Below are 17,939 nucleotides of genomic sequence, written 5' to 3' on the forward strand. Positions count from 1 at the left end.
TCAAAAACGGAATGACTTGTCAATTTCCATTGTTTAACAATTTTGAATATTTATTTGGTATTCTTTGCCTATGAATGAACCAACTTTAACTCGTGCAGAACGTCAACGTATCCAATTACAAGCTGATATTTTAGAAGCTGCGTTTTTAGAATTTTCTGAGCGTGGATACCATCAAACAGCGATTTCAGATATAGCCAAACGCTTAGGCATTGGTCATGGTACTTTTTATCGCCATTTTGAAAATAAACGCGATATCTTGCAGCATGTTATTTCTGATACCATGCAAAAAATCATGGCATTGCTTACCGGTGAAAATGCACCTCAAGCAGTGAATAATATTGAAGAGTACCGTGAACAATGTCAGCGAATTTCTGAACGCTTCCGTCTTTTTGCACAAGAGAATCCTCTAACTCTAAAATTATTATTACTTGAAGCAACCTCAATAGATGCTGAAATGACCAGATTTATTCAAAACTTGATGCAAATGGCGGGTATTTTTACTGCCAACTATTTAAAGCATGGGGTAGATTCTGGCTTTTTTCGTGAAAATTTAGATTGTGAAAATACGGGGCATAATATCATTGGGATGATTACCAATGGGGCTTTACGCTTTTTAGCCAATCCTGAAGATCTCAAAGGTTTAAAAAACTATGGCGATTCGATTATTGAGTTAATCATTGGTGGAGTTGCTAAGCCATCAGCCTGATTTATAGCAACCAACGGAATATAAATTAAACTGTTTTATTTATCTCATTCAATCCTACGGGTTATGGTTATCTTGTGAAGACATCAATCTCACCCATGGACGGAGATATAGCCTCAATACAGTTTTTTATTTTTTATCCTAAGATTGAAATAATACTTAAATTTACTCAAAAACTGTCCATAACATAGATTATGGGCAGTTTTTAATGAGATAAAATATTAGACTTCTTTCATAAGTCCTTTTTAAAACCATAAATCAATATAAAATCCCCTCATCCTAGCCTTCTCCCAGAGGGAGAAGGAACTTTCAATACCAATATGATTCACTCCACATGATCATTTTTTGATTTATGAAAGATCTTTATTGAAGATAAGTTTGCATTTTTAAATGCTATTTTTTATAACGAATACAATTACGTCCATCTTTTTTTGCCAGATATAAATATTCATCAGCAGCTTTAAACACCTTATGGATGTCGGTAGAAATTTCAGGCCAATGCGCAATCCCTATTGACACGGTAATCGCAGGTATTTCTCCGATTGGCGTTACTTCTAATGCCTGCCGAATTCGTTCTGCAATATTAATGGTTAAATTTTGGCTATCAATCGGGCTTAGAATCACAAATTCTTCTCCACCAATCCGACAACAAACATCAATATTCCTAACACAATCTTTAATATTTTGTGCAGTCTTGGTCAGGACTAAGTCGCCTTTTTCATGCCCATATTGATCATTAATTTTTTTAAAATAATCGATATCCACAGCAATAATTGCAAATGGTGCATCATTTTTCATTAAGCGTTCAATATGTAACTCCATCCCTCTGCGGTTATAAAATCCTGTTAACGGGTCTGTATTTACATAATGATTGAGTGTAGAGATTTTTTTCTTAAAATTTGAAGAACTCTGTAACAGTGAGCGTTTAAAATTTCTCACTTCATAATATAAAGCATCTACATCTTTAATTTGAGTTGCAGTCTCTGGGTTATTGAGATGACTCGCCATGGTTGCTAAGCGGTTTAAAGGCGCTGAGATATAATATGATATCTTCCAAATAATCAAAAAGATCAAAATATAAAAACCAAGCATATAAGCAATAATTTTATAAATCAGATATGGAACTTTTTCTAAAAGCTTATGGGTCGGTTGTTGTGAAACGATGATCCAGTTGGTATGACTGACTCTGGCAAAGCCCGCTAAATTATCTACGCCTTTGCTATTGATGAGTCTTATTTTTCCAATCATATGACTGGTCATATAGTTAAGACCGGTATTGTCTGTTGCAAGAGTACCAATTCGACTCGCATCAGGATGAAAAATAATTTTTCTGTTGCTATCCAATACATACATATAGCTGTCTTTATAGTTAAAGCTCAGTGTCAATAACTCGTTAATGATATTTTTTTCTTTTAAATAAATTGCACCACCAATAAAGCCCAAATACTTTTTGTCTTTATCAAAAATAGGCTGTGAAATAAAAACAATTAAATTGTTTTTGATTGAATAATATGGACTTGTGATCACCGTGTTTTGCGTTTCAATGGATTGTTTAAACCCAAGTGTTGTATTCACCACATTTTTATTTATGGCAATTTTTGAAGGTGAGTAATTCAGTACATGCCCGTATTTATCCGAAATAATCACACTGTCAAAGTAATTCGATTGAAATTTAAGTCGATCCACTTCCAACTGTTTAAATTGCTCATCATTAAATGAATCCCCCAGCAAAGTGGCACTATAATTTAACTGCTTTAACACAGTCTGAATTTGAGAATCCGTTTTTTGGGCAATCTTAGTGGCATATTCCATATTTACTGAAAGAGAAGTATCTAGTAGTTCTTTTTTTTGAATAGAATAATTCACGAAAAGTGAAGCAATAAATAGAATAGCGATGCTGAATATTGCTAAAAAAAGAATAAGTTTTCTCAGATTTAACTTTAAACAAAATATGAGTTTTTTCAGTTTCATGAGGTCATTTGCAAAACAGCATTTGATTGAATTTTATTCTTTTTTACTTAGTATTACTACAATATTTTTACCATTGTTTAATTTATTTTCATGATTTTTAAATGGTTTCCCTTAACATAATTTTTAAGAAAATTTGTTGAAGATAATCATCAGGCTTTTCTCAATGAATTTTTAGCGACTTTAACTCAGTATATAAATCATGAGAACGAGCACGAAAAAGTAATATATTAGATCTCATTCATAAATAAAAAGATGATTATGTAAACTGAATCAGGTGTAAATTAAACCAGAAAAATACCTGTGCTATTTTATTTTCCCATGGCTATATGCCGTTACTATAGGCACTACAGATATCATGAGGGTAGCTAAAATTGCTTGAAGTTGCACATTATTTTTGCATATTTCTGGAGTCATATATCCTATTGGATGAAATGCTTAAAATGATTTAAATCACGCCATTATCCTTTTTTATTTTAACGTTTCTATCCTAGAGAAAAATAAATAAAAAAGGCGCATGAATAAGAATTATTTTACTGAATTGATGTGTGAACCTTTGAACAGAATATTTTGATCATCGTAGTCTTCTAAAAATGATACTCTCGTCAACCTTATCTGACAGTTATCCATTTTATCGTATATCTGTCAGATTAAAGCTATATTTGGCTTTTAAGGATCACAAACCATCTTTACTCTGTTTACATCCAATCACCATAATACTCGTAATAATATCACCTGGACCCGTCAGTGCTGTGATATTACAAAGGTATTGAGCATGCTCTTGTACAGCGTTTTGATAGTATCCTGTTGGACGATATTGATTTTCATAAATAGCGCCAACAACGCCTTGCCCGCCGGTTTGACCAACGACACGCTGACCCGCATATTCAGTTCCCGTTTGCACAAATTGCTGTACAACACGTTGTGAAACAATCGAATTTTCCCACATTGCAGAGCCACCTAATTTACTCGCTGGGACGCGATAAGTTGGTGAGCCAAAGATTCCGATCGCTTTATTTACATGTTGTCCGACCAATTTATCAGCAGCCTGTTGCACAGGATTAGGTGTTGAAACACAACCAGTGAGTAACAAGCCTAATGTGAATACAGCCAAAATACCTGCGACTCTATGTTTATCTCCCTTACTCTGGCGTTGTCGGTTATTGCTTGTACTGATTGTCAATTGTTGTTTACTGATCATAAGAAAGTTTCCTTTTGCTTACGCTGATGATTTATCTACACTAAAACCAATAAAATTTTTTATAAAACACTTCGATGCTTTAGACATCATGAGCAATCATAAATTATGGATCAAGATAATATTCAGCCCGCACATTGCCTTGTTCCAATTCATAAGCGCGTTCAGCCACACGTTCAAGCGACTGTCGGTCACAATCCAATGCGGTCAAGTTTTTACCCGAAGGTTTAACTGCATTTTCATCATCAAATACAGCTTGATCACATTGATCATCTTTAAAATTTTGCAAAGATTGCCACTCTACTTGAGCATCAGCTAATCTGCTTTGTTGATATGCTGAGAGCTTGGGTGTTAGTTTTTTTACGGCCTGATTTAATCTTTCATTCTGACCTAAATGCTCTGCACTAATACACAGTTGCTTGTTCCCTGTGGTTTTTGCTGTATTTATGCAGCTTTGGTAGGTTTTTGAGTATTGCAATGTCGGTGCAGCTGATAACAAAGTCGCAAAGCTACATAAGCTACCAATGCTCAAAATATAGAAGTATTTTGAGTATATTTTATTCATATTCTTAACTACTTTCTAAAAAGGTTTATTGCAGAAGTGTCTATAATTTATTCACATACTAGATATAATTTATAGTTTAATTCATGTGAAATTAAAACCATAAAAAGGCAAATACTTTACAAAATTTAAGACATTTTATTCAGACTATATTTAGTCTTATCCATACAATTCGGCCTTGCTAAAATTAAGCCTATAAATTTTTATTACATTGCATGCTGAACGAGAACAAAATTTTTCTTTGCTTAAAGCACAAGCAGTAGCGTAAGGTTAGAATGTGTTTCTATAGTCAACCTGTTAGAAAAACTCAGACGCATAAATATAATTTCTACTAATTAATTATTTTCAATTAAATCAATTGCATGGAAAATAAATTATTTGATTGTAAGAAGGCTTACAATGCCACACCTTACTTTCAAAGTTTAAATACCCTTGCGTAGGCGATGCCTCACTTTTCTTAGGAATGCCAAACCTTGCGCTGCAAACAAAGCTGTGCTTTGTTTTTGCTCATGTTGCGCAGGGGTAGAATAACCATCTAGGATTCAAAATTACAAAAAAATGAATTGATAACCAACAGTTTCTAAAAGTTCACACAAAAACATAATCCTCTTTTATCAACAAAGGTTTGATAGAAATAATGTGTATGAACAATGAGGTGGTTTGACTACTCTATCTAATTAATAGCACAAATCTATATGCAAAATAAGGCAGTACAAAGTTGATGCTAAGATGAAATCAGATCGTTGAGATGTTATTACTGTGCAATACAAGACGCTATATAAGATAATTATTATTCAATGGATTGTGTAAATTCGCTGTTTAAATAGACCGTTAAAATGCGTTTTAAACAGATAAAAAATGACCTTAGCGAAGATACGCTAAGGTCACGTTTACAACAAATAAATTAGCCCGGGAAAATACCGCGTTCCATACGTGCTTTTAAGATACGCTCACAACCTAAAATAAATGCAGCCGTTCTTAAACTACATACTTTGTCATTTGAGGTCTGCCATACGTCATTAATCGCTTGAACCATTAATTTATCGAGTCTTTGGTTGATTTCTTCTTCCGACCAGAAGTAGCTCGACATATCTTGAACCCATTCAAAATAACTGACCGTTACACCACCCGCATTACAAATCACATCAGGTACAACCGTGATACCACGTTGGATTAAGATATCATCTGCTTCTGGATAAGTTGGACCATTTGCACCTTCAAGTACCAATTTCGCTGTTAATTTCTGTGCGCGTTCAACCGTGATTTGACCTTCCAATGCGGCAGGAATCAAGATATCCATTTCAACATCCCAGAAATCCTCATCGCTAATCGCTTGAGCACCAGCAAAGCCACCCACACCTTGATTGCTTTCTAAATAGGTTTTTAAAGCTGCCAAATCAATACCTTGAGGGTTGTAAATCGTCCCTGTATGGTCTTGAATCGTTACAATAATAGATTTTGAATCGGCAAATAGATATGCAGCTTCACTACCAACGTTACCAAAACCTTGGACAGCAACTCGTGCACCCTCTAAAGGAAGTTTAATTTTTGCAGCAACTTGTTGACCGGTAATAAATACACCACGACCTGTTGCTTTAATGCGTCCTAAAGAACCACCTAAATGAATTGGCTTACCTGTAACAACACCTGTTACGGTATGGCCTTGACCCGAAGAATATGTATCCATAATCCAGCCCATAACGTTGGGATTGGTACCAACATCCGGCGCTGGAATATCTTTTTGTGGGCCAATGATATGGCTAATTTCACTGGTATAACGACGAGTTAAGCGCTCTAACTCACGAGGAGAAAGCTGACGAGGATCAACACGAACACCACCTTTTGCACCGCCAAAAGGTAGATTTAAAACCGCAGTTTTAATGGTCATCCATGCAGAAAGTGCCATCACTTCATTGAGATCTACATCTGGATGGTAACGAATACCGCCCTTACCTGGACCACGCGATAAGTTATGTTGAACGCGATAGCCTTCGAAATGACGGATTGTGCCATCATCCATCACAATTGGTACATCGACAATCAAAGCACGCTTTGGTCGCTTTAACGTGTCGACATAATCTTTCAGATGTTCTAAATACGGTGTAACTCGCTCGATTTGTTCGAGGTAGGTAGACCATGGACCGTTATTTTGAGAGATATAAGATAAATTAGACATACTTTGCTTATCCTTTTGATGAAGTCACTTGAATCATCAATCAAATATGTAGTTAAAAATGATATAAGCGGCTAATTTGGCAGTTCTGTTGTCCAAATCAAACCGCGGATTACATTCAGCCACATCAAAAACTTTGATCTTGCCAGTTTTTTTAATGGCTTCTAATAATGGGTCAAAAATAGATAAATCGATTCCTTTCACCGCAGGTGCGCTGACACCCGGCGCAATGCTAGCGTTAAATACATCAAGGTCAACCGTAATATACAAATAGTCTACTTTTTTAATAAAATTATTTATTCTTAAGATTAAATTTTCAACATTTTGCAGTTTTAATTCATAATCGTAAATATAATTACAGTTTAAACGCTCTGCTGTGTCAAACAAAATTTTAGTATTTGAATGCTTGGCAACACCGATACACATGTAGTTAAATTCTTGATAAAACTGTTCTGATAGTTTAGCTGCATTTAAAAAAGGTGTGCCTGAAGTAACATGTTCAGCTTCACGCAAATCAAAGTGTGCATCGAAGTTAATAATGCCGATTTTCTTATTCAGATGATTATTTTGAATGTATTGAAATAAACCAGAAAAACTGCCAAAGGCAACTTCATGCCCACCGCCTAACACAATCGGCTTCATATCGGAATTTAAACTACGTTCGACTTGATGCGCCAATTCCGCCTGTGCTATTTCAAGTTCAGCATGATCACAAAGCACGGTGCCTAAATCGATAATGGTCACAGGTTGATGCACAGGTAAATTTGCCAATTGAGCACGAATCATATCTGGTGCATCCGCTGCACCTAAACGTCCATGGTTGCGTTTAACACCTTCATCTGAACTAAAACCAATAAAAGCAAAAGATGCTTGAGGACTGGTATTGATCACTTGATGGAGACGTAGATGTGCATCACCTTCCCCATCTTGTCGTCCTTGCCACTTAAATGAATGATTCATTATTAATATCACTTTATAAAAATCAATCTCAAGCTGAGATCAAGATTTCATTTCCATGTTGGATGATTCGTTTTGATAAATCACCGCCAAGCCAATACACAATCTCAGATGGATGCTCAATATCCCAAGCAATAAAATCCGCCACTTTACCCTGTTCTAATGTGCCATGCGTATCTTGTAAGCCGAGTGCATAAGCAGCATGCGTTGTGACACCTGCGAGTGCTTGTTCTGGTGTTAAACGGAATAATGTACTACCCATATTCAGCATTAAACGTAATGACAAGGCTGGCGATGTTCCTGGATTTAAATCACTGGATAATGCGATACGTACACCATGTTGCTGCAAACTATCTAAAGGTGGATACTTGGTTTCTCTCAGAAAATAGAATGCTCCCGGCAATAACACAGCAACTGTGCCTGAAGCAGCCATGGCTTTGGCATCAGCTTCAGTCATGTATTCCAAATGATCTGCGGATAAAGCATGGTAACGTGCAGCAAGCGTTGAACCACCGAGGGACGAAAGTTGTTCTGCATGTAATTTAACAGGTAGGTTTAATGCCTGAGCTACTTTAAAAACACGTTCAACTTGCGCAGGAGAAAAAGCCAAATGCTCACAGAAAGCATCGACAGCATCGACTAAACCTTCTTGATGCAGTTTGGGTAACATCTCCGTACAGATATGTTCAATATAAGCATCACTTTGATCTTGATACTCAGGTGGCAAAGCATGGGCTGCCAAACACGTACTTTTTACGGTCATCGGTAAAGTTTGAGCGACTTGACGAATCACACGGAGCATTTTACGTTCATTGCTATAGTCCAGACCATATCCCGACTTAATTTCAATGGTGGTTACACCATCTTTAAGCATACAACGAATACGTTTGAGTGCCGAAGCAAGGAGCTGTTCCTCACTTGCTTCTCGTGTTGCTCTTACAGTGCTTGCAATACCACCACCACTCGCTGCGATTTCCGCATAACTGACACCTTGCAAACGTTTTTCAAACTCAACACTGCGATTTCCGCCAAATACACTATGCGTATGACAATCAATTAAACCGGGAGTCACCCATGCGCCATTGAGGTCAATGATCTCAGCATAGTCATCTACAGGAACATCTTTTTCTGCGCCAATCCAGTGAATATGTTGTGCTAAAGTGACGATTGCAGCAGATTCAATACTGGAATATTGCCCATCTTGCATGGTTGCAATATGACAGTTTGTCCAAAGTTTTTTCATTGACATTTCCTCTTGCTGCTCATGCTTTAATCACGCTTGAGCAGCTTCAGTATCAGCTTTCCATTTCGATGTTTTGTTGGAGATCTGGTTTTTCTTTTACTAAATTTTGCTTGGGCTTCACCCATATCGTGTAAGCAATCCAGAGTAAAACTAACCATGTTATACCGACATAAAGTGCAGGTCTTGAGTCTGGGAAATATCCCATCATGGCTAAAATAAACAGCATAAATACAATGGCAAATGCAGGTGCATAAGGCCAGCCAATCACAGGAAAATCTAATGCTTTAATTTCTGATTTAGACAGTTTACGGCGCATACCCACTTGAGAAAGTAAAATCATTAACCATACCCAAACCGTTGCAAATGTTGCAATTGAAGCGATGATAATAAATACATTTTCGGGGATCAGATAATTAAGCACGACGCCGACAAGTAACACACCAGCCATCACTACAACAGTCATCCAAGGAACACCATTACGTGAGAGTTTCTGGAACACTTGAGGTGCTTGTTTATGCTTAGACATACCATACAGCATACGTCCTGCACCAAATACATCACTATTGATCGCGGAAATTGCAGCTGTAATCACCACAATATTTAAAACAGTTGCTGCAGATTTGATGCCTAAATTTTCAAAAATTTGTACAAATGGACTGCCTTGGCTACCAATTTGATTCCATGGGAAAATCGACATCAATACAAAAATTGTCAGAATATAAAAAAGTAAGATACGTACAGGAACCGCATTAATTGCACGCGGAATCGACGTTTTCGGATCTTGTGACTCACCTGCTGTAATCCCAATGATTTCGATGCCACCGAATGCAAATACCACAACTGATAAGCAGGCAACTAAACCCATAATCCCATTGGGCATAAAACCTTCATGTATCCATAGGTTTTGGATACCGGGTACAAAGCCTGTGTGATCTGCATTAAAGCCGTAGAACATCAGACCAAAACCACCCAAAATCATGGCAACAATAGCGCTGACCTTGACGATGGATAGCCAGAACTCGACTTCACCAAAGACTTTAACGTGAATCAGGTTAATTGCCCCTAAGAACATAATCAGCGATAAAATCCAAATCCATCGTGGTACATCTGGGTACCAAAACCCCATATAGATACCGAAAGCAGTCACGTCAGCCAAGGCGACAATGATCATTTCAAAGACGTAGGTCCAACCTGTGGTAAAACCAGCTAAAGGACCAATATAATTTGAGGCATATTCACTAAAAGAACCTGATACGGGGTTATGAACAGCCATTTCCCCTAATGCTCGCATCACAATATAAATTGCAATCCCTGCAACCATATAAGCAATTAAAACAGACGGACCTGCCATTTTAATTGCCGTTGCTGATCCATAGAAAAGCCCCGTACCAATCGCTGAACCCAATGCCAAAAAGCGGATATGACGGGTATTTAACCCCCGCTGTAATGTGGAGTGTTGTGACATTATAATCTCCAATCCTTGAGGAAATTTAGTTAGATTCGGTCACTCCATGTGACCGTTTTATTGATCACACTTCAGACAAGCTCGGTAATAGCTTCGCAATCAGCAATTCGTTCAGGCAACCACTTGCGAGCAATTCACTTGCTTGTTCGATATCTGGCGCGAAGAAACGATCTTCGCTGTAATACGCCACTTGATCACGCAGAATTTTGCGGGCACGTTCAAGTTTAGGAGAGCTTTTCAATCCTTCACGGAAATCAAGTCCTTGACATGCACCTAACCACTCAACTGCAAGAATGCCGCGAACGTTATCAGCCATATACCACAAGCGTTTTCCTGCATTAGGCGCCATGGAAACATGGTCTTCCTGATTTGCAGAGGTCGGTAAACTATCAACACTGGCAGGATGTGCAAGTGCTTTATTGTCACTGGCCAACGCAGCGGCTGTTACTTGAGCAATCATAAAGCCCGAATTCACCCCACCATTGGCAACCAAAAATGGAGGAAGCTGTGACATATGGCGATCCATCATCATGGAAACACGACGTTCAGACAGTGAGCCAATCTCAGCAATCGCTAAGGCCAAATTATCAGCAGCCATTGCAACCGGTTCAGCATGGAAGTTACCTGCTGAGATTACGTCACCTTCTGCCGCAAACACCAATGGGTTATCTGAAACTGCATTCGACTCAATCGCTAATACTTCTGCTGCTTGACGAATTTGCGTTAAACAAGCCCCCATTACTTGAGGTTGGCAACGCAGTGAATACGGGTCTTGAACCTTGCTACAATCTTCATGTGAATGAGCGATTTCACTTGATTCAGTCAATAAGTCACGATATGCAGCGGCAACATCAATTTGACCACGCTGACCACGAACTTCATGGACACGTGCATCAAATGGTGCACGTGAACCGAGCATAGCCTCAACGCTTAATCCACCACAAACGGTCGCAGCAGCAAATAAATCTTCTGCTTCAAATAGACCACGTAATGCGTATGCTGTTGAAACCTGAGTACCATTTAAAAGTGCCAAACCTTCTTTAGCCGCTAAAGTAATAGGTTCTAAACCTGCAATTTTAAGTGCATCCACTGCTGGTAACCATTCCCCTTTATAGCGTGCTTTACTTTCACCGAGTAAAACCAGAGACATATGTGCAAGGGGTGCCAAGTCACCAGAAGCGCCGACTGAACCTTTTAATGGAATATGCGGATAGACTTCTGCATTGATCAAGGCAAGGATTGCATCAATCACTTTAGGACGGATACCAGAAAACCCACGTGCCAAACTATTGGCCTTTAACAACATAATTAAGCGAACCATCGCATCATCTAAAGGTACGCCCACACCAGCGGCATGAGAAAGTACCAATGAGCGTTGTAATTGTTCTAAGTCTTCAGGGGCAATTTTACTTGAAGCGAGTAAGCCAAAACCAGTATTGATTCCGTAAGCTGTGCGTCCTTCATTCACAATTTTTTCGACACACGCAACACTTGCATTGATGCCAGCATAAGCACTGTCATCCAGTTTAACTTTAATTGGATTTAAATACGCTTGGCGAAGATCTGCGAGTGTGAGCTTGCCTGGTTGAATTAAGAGTTCCATTTTGACGTCCTGTTTTGCGCTATATTGTTCTCTTACGATGCCGCTTACACAATTGCAAAAAGCATCGTAATGTCCATGTCTTTTATTTGGTGATCATCGGCAAGTTCAAACCTTGCGCTTTGGCACATTCAACGGCGATATCATAACCAGCATCTGCATGTCGCATCACGCCTGTTGCTGGGTCATTGGTCAACACCCGAGCAATACGTGCTGCTGCTTCATCCGTACCATCACAAACAATCACGACACCTGAGTGTTGAGAGAAGCCCATTCCTACACCACCGCCATGATGTAATGAAACCCAAGTCGCACCACCTGCTGTATTAAGTAAGGCATTCAGCAATGGCCAATCAGATACAGCATCAGAACCATCTTGCATTGCTTCAGTTTCACGGTTTGGACTGGAAACCGAACCTGAGTCTAAATGATCACGACCAATGACGATTGGTGCTGAAAGCTCACCGCTACGTACCATTTCGTTAAATGCCAGACCTAATTTTGCACGTAGTCCTAAGCCAACCCAGCAAATACGCGCTGGTAAGCCTTGGAAGCTAATCCGTTCTCTTGCCATGTCTAACCAACGATGTAAATGTTCATCGTCTGGAATCAATTCTTTAACTTTTGCATCTGTTTTATAGATATCTTCTGGATCACCTGAAAGTGCAACCCAACGGAATGGTCCAATACCACGACAGAATAATGGGCGGATATAGGCTGGTACAAAACCTGGGAAATCAAATGCGTTTTCTACGCCTTCTTCCTGCGCCATTTGACGGATATTATTGCCATAGTCAAAGGTTGGAACACCCATTTTTTGGAAATCCAGCATTGCTTGTACATGCTTTGCCATAGATTGTTTTGCAGCTTTTACCACTGCTTCTGGTTCAGTTTTGGCACGTTGGCGATATTCTTCCCATGTCCAACCAATTGGTAAATAGCCATTGAGAGGATCATGTGCACTGGTTTGATCCGTCACCATGTCCGGATGAACACCACGGCGAACCAATTCAGGTAAAATCTCAGCTGCATTGCCATGTAACGCAATCGAAATCACCTTGCCTTCTTTGGTATAACGGTCAATACGCGCCAAAGCATCATCTAAATCTGTAGCTTGTTCATCGACATAACGTGTACGTAAACGGAAATCAATACTGGCTTGCTGGCATTCGATATTGAGCGAGCAAGCGCCTGCCAAAGTCGCAGCTAAAGGCTGAGCCCCTCCCATTCCACCTAAACCAGCAGTCAACACCCAACGACCTGTTAAGTCACCGTTGTAGTGCTGGCGACCAGCTTCAACAAAAGTTTCATAGGTGCCTTGTACAATGCCTTGGCTGCCGATATAGATCCAAGAACCTGCGGTCATTTGACCATACATTGCCAAGCCTTTAGCATCTAGCTCGTTGAAATGTTGCCAATTTGCCCAATGTGGAACTAAGTTTGAATTGGCAATAAGAACACGTGGTGCATCTTTATGTGTTTTGAACACACCAACTGGTTTACCTGATTGAACCAATAAAGTTTCGTCATTTTCTAAAGTTTTAAGTGTTTCAACAATCTTGTCATAACATTCCCAATTACGTGCAGCACGACCAATACCACCGTAAACAACGAGCTCTTTTGGATTCTCTGCGACATCAGGATCAAGATTATTCATCAACATACGCAGTGGAGCTTCAGTCAACCAACTTTTTGCATTGAGCTTAGTACCACGAGGTGCGCGAATTTCTACATCACGAAATTTTGTTGTCGTTGTTGTCACAATAGGACTCCTTCCTTTGAGTTTAAACCAGCAAATTAAACTGCATTCACTGTATAGCAATGTACTAACTTGTATATACATCTATATACTACACAAATCTTTAATATTGAAAAGATGCTTTTCTAATTATTTTTAAAAAAATTTATAAACATATAAAATAAATAGATTTATTTTTCATAAAAACAAAAAAACGCAGACAACTTCAGGTTGTATGCGTTTAAGTAAAATCAATAAAATTTAGATTTTTGTGAGCTGTATAAGACAAGTTTGCTTTAAAAATTGCTGATTTAATGTGATAGCTTGCAATGATTTTTCATCTTCAAGTTTAAGACTGTCCTGATGTTCCAAATGAAAAATCTGTTGACCAATTTCGATAACTAACACCTCAACACTCTGATTAAAAATAAACATCACGTCAGATAATATGGGTATTTCTAAGGCTTCTGGAGAGAAAATCCACTGATACTGTGCATCAAACTTTTTTGGATTATAAATCAAATTAAAATCGCGAATGTGCCCTGCCAGCAATTCACAGCTGACCACACTGTCTCCACGAAACTCGACGGACTGCAATGTTTTTAAATGCTTAAAATCATCGTCTATACACAGTGAAATACCTTGACCTTCCAATACCGTCAAAAAGCGATTCATCCCATTAAATTTGGAAAAATCCCCTGATGTTTTCACATCGGCCATCGAAATCCGCCAATCAAACTCAGCTAAGCTTTCACCTACACTACGGGCGATTTCAAGCGTATAGCCTTCGCCATTTTTCCATCGCATTTTTTTGTAATGGCTGGCTTTTAAAAGCTCAATCATTGGGTAAATTTACCTTCCAAATAATAGCGACTGCCAGGATAAATCAGTCTTGCACTAGAAATCAGTTGTTTATTGGACCATGTCCTACGACGGATCAATAAACAAGGCTCTGTTTTATTGATTTTTAACCATTTACATTCTTGTGCTGAAGCAAGAATCGCCGTAACCACATGCTCACCTTCAGTAACAGGTGCTTTTGACATTAAATAGGCATTAGGCGTGATAGTTTTAAAATCTTGTGCCAAATAATCTGGAATCAGTACGGGATCAACTAAACGATCTTCGATCTGCACAGGCACATCATTTTCATAATGCACAATGATCGAGTGAAATAAGCGTTGTCCTTCTCGAATTTGCATTAACCGACTTTGTTCTTCATTGGCTTGAATTTGTTCAAGTACCAATACTTCAGCATGATGTTTATGATTTCTCGCAATAATTTCTTCTGCAATATTGTTCACATGAAATAATGCTGTACGACCTTGTCCTTCAGCGACAAAAGACCCTACACCTTGTATACGGACTAATAAGCCTTCACTGGTCAGTTCGCGCAATGCCCGATTGACTGTCATACGACTACAGCCTAGTAAATTCACCAACTCACTTTCTGAAGGAATTTTTTTATTTACAGTCCAGGTTCCTTCATAAATTTTTTGTGAAATCATTTGCTTCACGCGCAAATACAAAGGAACAGGACTATCTTCTTCTAGAGATAAGTCTAGATCATTGTGCTTTGACGCTCTTGACATTGGCTAAAACTCATACAAAATATTCTAAATCATTGTATCTTGAGTCGATGTTATTTGTATATACAAGCCTATACAAATAATCATGATAAAAATATCCATTACTCATCAATGGCATTCCAACTTATATCAATTTAATCATACCAAGTCTGTTTACAGCATGGTGATAACAATACCATTACGAAGTGAAGATTTTGCTTTTTACATGTTTTTGTACATGTTGTTGTTATTGCGTGGCGACATAAATAAGGAGGCAAAAGCCTCCTTATTTATTCAATCAAATTAGAAAGTCTTTCTTAAACTCAACCAATACTGGTGATTATCGCGATCTTGCAACTGCTCTGGGGTATTTCCAATTGGAAAGGCAACTTCTGCATTGGCTTGAATATTCCACGCACTCGTCCAGTTCAAACCTAAACCTGCACTACTGATTTGAACTTGATTGTCGCCTGTCACACCTGCCCAACGCTTGGCATTCAATGTGACTTCTGCTGTATCGATAAATACTTTCGCTGTTAGCTGATGTTTTGCATCGGCAAATAAACTTTGTCTAAGTTCTGCTGTGGCCAAATAACCTGTAGAGCCTGCAAATTGACTCGATTCATAACCACGAACATTAAATGGACCACCACCTAGATATTGCTCTGCACTGTCTAGATTATAAGGACTGTATTGTCCATAAATTCCCAAATATCCTTGCGTGCCCTTATTGCTCAGATTTTGTAAGCGTGACAGATTCAATGTAGCACTATAGTAGTCTCCAGCTGTCTTCGCTGTTTGCGCATCTAAAGCAGCGGCATCATCGTTTTTAAATTTCACACGACCATAACTGGTTGAGGCACCATATTGGGTTAAGCCTCCACCCAAGAATTGATCAAACTGCGAGCCATCCAGTCGGGCAGTCACCACGTCAATATTTCGATGTTTGTAATATTGATTGAGCTGAATATCATCTTTCAGTTGTTTATGATCGTATTGTAAGCTGAGAAGGACTTCTGCATTATTGGTCAGTAAGGCAGGTTGGCTAATGAATACGCTACTTTGTGCAGCACTCCCTTCTGCGCCAATGTTTTTTAGCTCTTTTCCAAGTTCATAATCTAGATAAGAATAACTTGCGCCTGCCCGAGTACCCATTCCTGTAAAGGTAAAGGCATAACCCACGCGCCCGTAGTTCATGCGTTTGCCTGCAGTCATTACATCTAAACTCAGTTCATCGCCTAAGCCTGCAAGGTTGTTGGCAGAAATTCCAGCGGTTCCACGCACTTGACTGGTATAACGATTACCAAAGTTATCTGCGCCAATATAACCATTCAACATGGCTGCATTTTGTACTTCAACATTGAGTTGGCTACTTCCGACTGTTGCACCAGGGGTCAAAACATTTCGGGTATTGACTCCATTTAAACGATTGAGCAGTTTGAGTTGTTGTTGCATCTGGTCACTGTTGATCCGCTCACCTTGTTTAAGTGGTGCAACGGTTTGTTCAATTAGCCAGTTTTGCGTTCGACTTTGATTATCAATCTGGGTTTGATCATAATACGCTTCGAGTACATTGATACGTACTACGCCCTGACTTAGATTCTGCTGAGGCAGATAAGCCCGACTATAGGCATAGCCCTGTTGCTGGTAGTAAGTGGTAATCTTTTGGGCTACTTGCCAAAGTTGCTGAAGACTCAATTGTTTACCTTCGGCATCCGCCACTAAGTGATGCAATTGCGCTGTGCTAAAACGACTATTTCCAGTGATTTCAATTTTGCGTACAGAGATTTGGATATCAGGTGAATTAGGTACGTTATTGCTTGCTGAACTTTCTACCTGAACAGCAGCCTGTGGTTCAAGGTTTTGTCCTTGTTGCTGTTGTTGTAGCAGTTGACCCGCATTAGGTGCTGGCGCTGCATGGTTACTGCTGGTCAAAAGCATCAGACAGGCAGCCACAGATGTTGCCAATATATTGTGTTGTTGTTTCATCAATTAGTGCTCCCCTGCCAAAATTTGAATACCTGCAGTGTTAACTCCACCTTGGCGTACATCTAAATCAACTGTATTTAAGACGTTATTGGTTTCAGGCAAATAACGAGGTCGTTTGAATTGTATAGCTTGTAAATAGGCTGCAGGGGTTAACAGATAAATATCAGCTGTGGTCACAGCTGTGGTATCCACAAGTTTGTAGTTTTGAGCATCTAAGCCACCTAGACTTAAACCTGTAATCGATACATTTTTTGCTTGCCCTGTGGTCGCACTGTCAAATTGTCCTGTTGCTGTTGCAACGTTTAAATTATCCCCAGCGTAAATGCCGTTGAATTGTGCGTTGCTGAGATTAAGCTCAGCGGCAGTTAATCCATTATAAGTACGATTGTTGGCCGTAATTCCAGCAATGTTTTGAATATTGGCTTGGCGAATATCTGCCGTAGTTTGTGCAGTGTTATTCACCAACTCGTAGTTGTGTGCATCTGCACCACTTAAACTGACACCCTGAATCGAGACTTGTTTTGCTATACCCACATTTTTATCACTGAATTGTCCAGTTGCTGAAGCAACTTTCAATTCATCGCCTGCAACCATACCAGTGAATTGTGCTGATCCAGTATTTAATGTTGCGTTGGTGGTTGCATCATAAATACGATTATTGGCGCTAATGCCTGTCACTTGGTTAATTTTAGCTTTGGCGATATCTAATGAACCATCCACAAAGCTTAGCTCATAGTTTTTGTCTAGACCCGTTGCGCTATTGGTGTATTTGCCA

Annotated in this window: 14 protein-coding genes; 1 reads left to right on the forward strand and 13 read right to left on the reverse strand. The window is 39.0% G+C overall.

What is annotated here, in order from left to right:
- Nucleotides 1–70 precede the first annotated feature (70 nt).
- A complete protein-coding gene (locus GJV03_RS08990; protein ID WP_004820248.1) occupies nucleotides 71–706 on the forward strand; it encodes a TetR/AcrR family transcriptional regulator in 636 nt (211 codons plus the stop codon).
- Between the two features lie 390 nt (nucleotides 707–1,096).
- Here GJV03_RS08990 and GJV03_RS08995 read toward each other — a convergent pair whose 3' ends face one another.
- From GJV03_RS08995 to GJV03_RS21455, 13 genes are all read right to left on the reverse strand, one after another.
- The gene (locus tag GJV03_RS08995; RefSeq protein WP_154129920.1) at nucleotides 1,097–2,674 is read right to left on the reverse strand and encodes a sensor domain-containing diguanylate cyclase; all 1,578 of its coding nucleotides are present in this window, start codon (nucleotides 2,672–2,674) and stop codon (nucleotides 1,097–1,099) included.
- Between the two features lie 673 nt (nucleotides 2,675–3,347).
- Nucleotides 3,348–3,872 (reverse strand): hypothetical protein, encoded by a 525-nt coding sequence (locus tag GJV03_RS09000; protein WP_004721788.1) that lies wholly within the window; start codon nucleotides 3,870–3,872, stop codon nucleotides 3,348–3,350.
- A gap of 103 nt (nucleotides 3,873–3,975) precedes the next feature.
- Nucleotides 3,976–4,434: a lysozyme inhibitor LprI family protein gene (locus GJV03_RS09005; RefSeq protein ID WP_004721790.1), complete on the reverse strand. Its 459-nt coding sequence runs from the start codon at nucleotides 4,432–4,434 to the stop codon at nucleotides 3,976–3,978.
- A gap of 901 nt (nucleotides 4,435–5,335) precedes the next feature.
- Nucleotides 5,336–6,607, reverse strand: a complete 1,272-nt coding sequence (locus GJV03_RS09010) for a Glu/Leu/Phe/Val dehydrogenase (RefSeq protein ID WP_004721791.1) — start codon at nucleotides 6,605–6,607, stop codon at nucleotides 5,336–5,338.
- A gap of 36 nt (nucleotides 6,608–6,643) precedes the next feature.
- Nucleotides 6,644–7,564 carry a formimidoylglutamase gene (hutG, locus tag GJV03_RS09015; protein WP_154129921.1) on the reverse strand — a complete coding sequence of 307 codons (921 nt, stop codon included), beginning with the start codon at nucleotides 7,562–7,564 and terminating at the stop codon, nucleotides 6,644–6,646.
- A 28-nt stretch (nucleotides 7,565–7,592) separates the two neighbouring features.
- Nucleotides 7,593–8,804: an imidazolonepropionase gene (gene hutI, locus GJV03_RS09020; protein ID WP_056515927.1), complete on the reverse strand. Its 1,212-nt coding sequence runs from the start codon at nucleotides 8,802–8,804 to the stop codon at nucleotides 7,593–7,595.
- A gap of 52 nt (nucleotides 8,805–8,856) precedes the next feature.
- Nucleotides 8,857–10,269, reverse strand: coding sequence for an amino acid permease (locus GJV03_RS09025; RefSeq protein ID WP_105714241.1), 1,413 nt, complete (start codon nucleotides 10,267–10,269; stop codon nucleotides 8,857–8,859).
- A 64-nt stretch (nucleotides 10,270–10,333) separates the two neighbouring features.
- Complete coding sequence (gene hutH / locus GJV03_RS09030; protein ID WP_004721800.1) at nucleotides 10,334–11,872, reverse strand: histidine ammonia-lyase; 1,539 nt, start codon at nucleotides 11,870–11,872, stop codon at nucleotides 10,334–10,336.
- An 82-nt stretch (nucleotides 11,873–11,954) separates the two neighbouring features.
- Entirely contained in the window at nucleotides 11,955–13,631 is a 1,677-nt protein-coding gene (gene hutU / locus GJV03_RS09035; RefSeq protein WP_004820229.1) for a urocanate hydratase, read from the reverse strand.
- A gap of 237 nt (nucleotides 13,632–13,868) precedes the next feature.
- Complete coding sequence (locus tag GJV03_RS09040) at nucleotides 13,869–14,450, reverse strand: HutD family protein (RefSeq protein ID WP_105714240.1); 582 nt, start codon at nucleotides 14,448–14,450, stop codon at nucleotides 13,869–13,871.
- Nucleotides 14,447–15,199, reverse strand: coding sequence for a histidine utilization repressor (hutC, locus tag GJV03_RS09045; RefSeq protein WP_004721807.1), 753 nt, complete (start codon nucleotides 15,197–15,199; stop codon nucleotides 14,447–14,449). Before hutC ends, GJV03_RS09040 begins: the two co-directional genes overlap by 4 nt.
- A 279-nt stretch (nucleotides 15,200–15,478) precedes the next feature.
- Complete coding sequence (locus tag GJV03_RS09050) at nucleotides 15,479–17,164, reverse strand: POTRA domain-containing protein (RefSeq protein WP_154129922.1); 1,686 nt, start codon at nucleotides 17,162–17,164, stop codon at nucleotides 15,479–15,481.
- Between the two features lie 3 nt (nucleotides 17,165–17,167).
- Nucleotides 17,168–17,939, reverse strand: a 772-nt coding sequence (locus GJV03_RS21455) for a YDG domain-containing protein (RefSeq protein ID WP_252720692.1), incomplete at its 5' end; no start/stop codon positions are given.

Source organism: Acinetobacter sp. RIT698, from assembly GCF_009668065.1.
GTDB classification, from domain to species: domain Bacteria; phylum Pseudomonadota; class Gammaproteobacteria; order Pseudomonadales; family Moraxellaceae; genus Acinetobacter; species Acinetobacter guillouiae.

Bases quoted from the DNA above. Each gene is read 5' to 3' on its own strand.
- GJV03_RS08990 (WP_004820248.1), top strand. From the start codon at position 71: ATGAATGAACCAACTTTAACTCGTGCAGAACGTCAACGTATCCAATTA.
- GJV03_RS08995 (WP_154129920.1), bottom strand. From the start codon at position 2,674: ATGAAACTGAAAAAACTCATATTTTGTTTAAAGTTAAATCTGAGAAAA.
- GJV03_RS09000 (WP_004721788.1), bottom strand. From the start codon at position 3,872: ATGATCAGTAAACAACAATTGACAATCAGTACAAGCAATAACCGACAA.
- GJV03_RS09005 (WP_004721790.1), bottom strand. From the start codon at position 4,434: ATGAATAAAATATACTCAAAATACTTCTATATTTTGAGCATTGGTAGC.
- GJV03_RS09010 (WP_004721791.1), bottom strand. From the start codon at position 6,607: ATGTCTAATTTATCTTATATCTCTCAAAATAACGGTCCATGGTCTACC.
- hutG (WP_154129921.1), bottom strand. From the start codon at position 7,564: ATGAATCATTCATTTAAGTGGCAAGGACGACAAGATGGGGAAGGTGAT.
- hutI (WP_056515927.1), bottom strand. From the start codon at position 8,804: ATGAAAAAACTTTGGACAAACTGTCATATTGCAACCATGCAAGATGGG.
- GJV03_RS09025 (WP_105714241.1), bottom strand. From the start codon at position 10,269: ATGTCACAACACTCCACATTACAGCGGGGGTTAAATACCCGTCATATC.
- hutH (WP_004721800.1), bottom strand. From the start codon at position 11,872: ATGGAACTCTTAATTCAACCAGGCAAGCTCACACTCGCAGATCTTCGC.
- GJV03_RS09040 (WP_105714240.1), bottom strand. From the start codon at position 14,450: ATGATTGAGCTTTTAAAAGCCAGCCATTACAAAAAAATGCGATGGAAA.
- hutC (WP_004721807.1), bottom strand. From the start codon at position 15,199: ATGTCAAGAGCGTCAAAGCACAATGATCTAGACTTATCTCTAGAAGAA.
- GJV03_RS09050 (WP_154129922.1), bottom strand. From the start codon at position 17,164: ATGAAACAACAACACAATATATTGGCAACATCTGTGGCTGCCTGTCTG.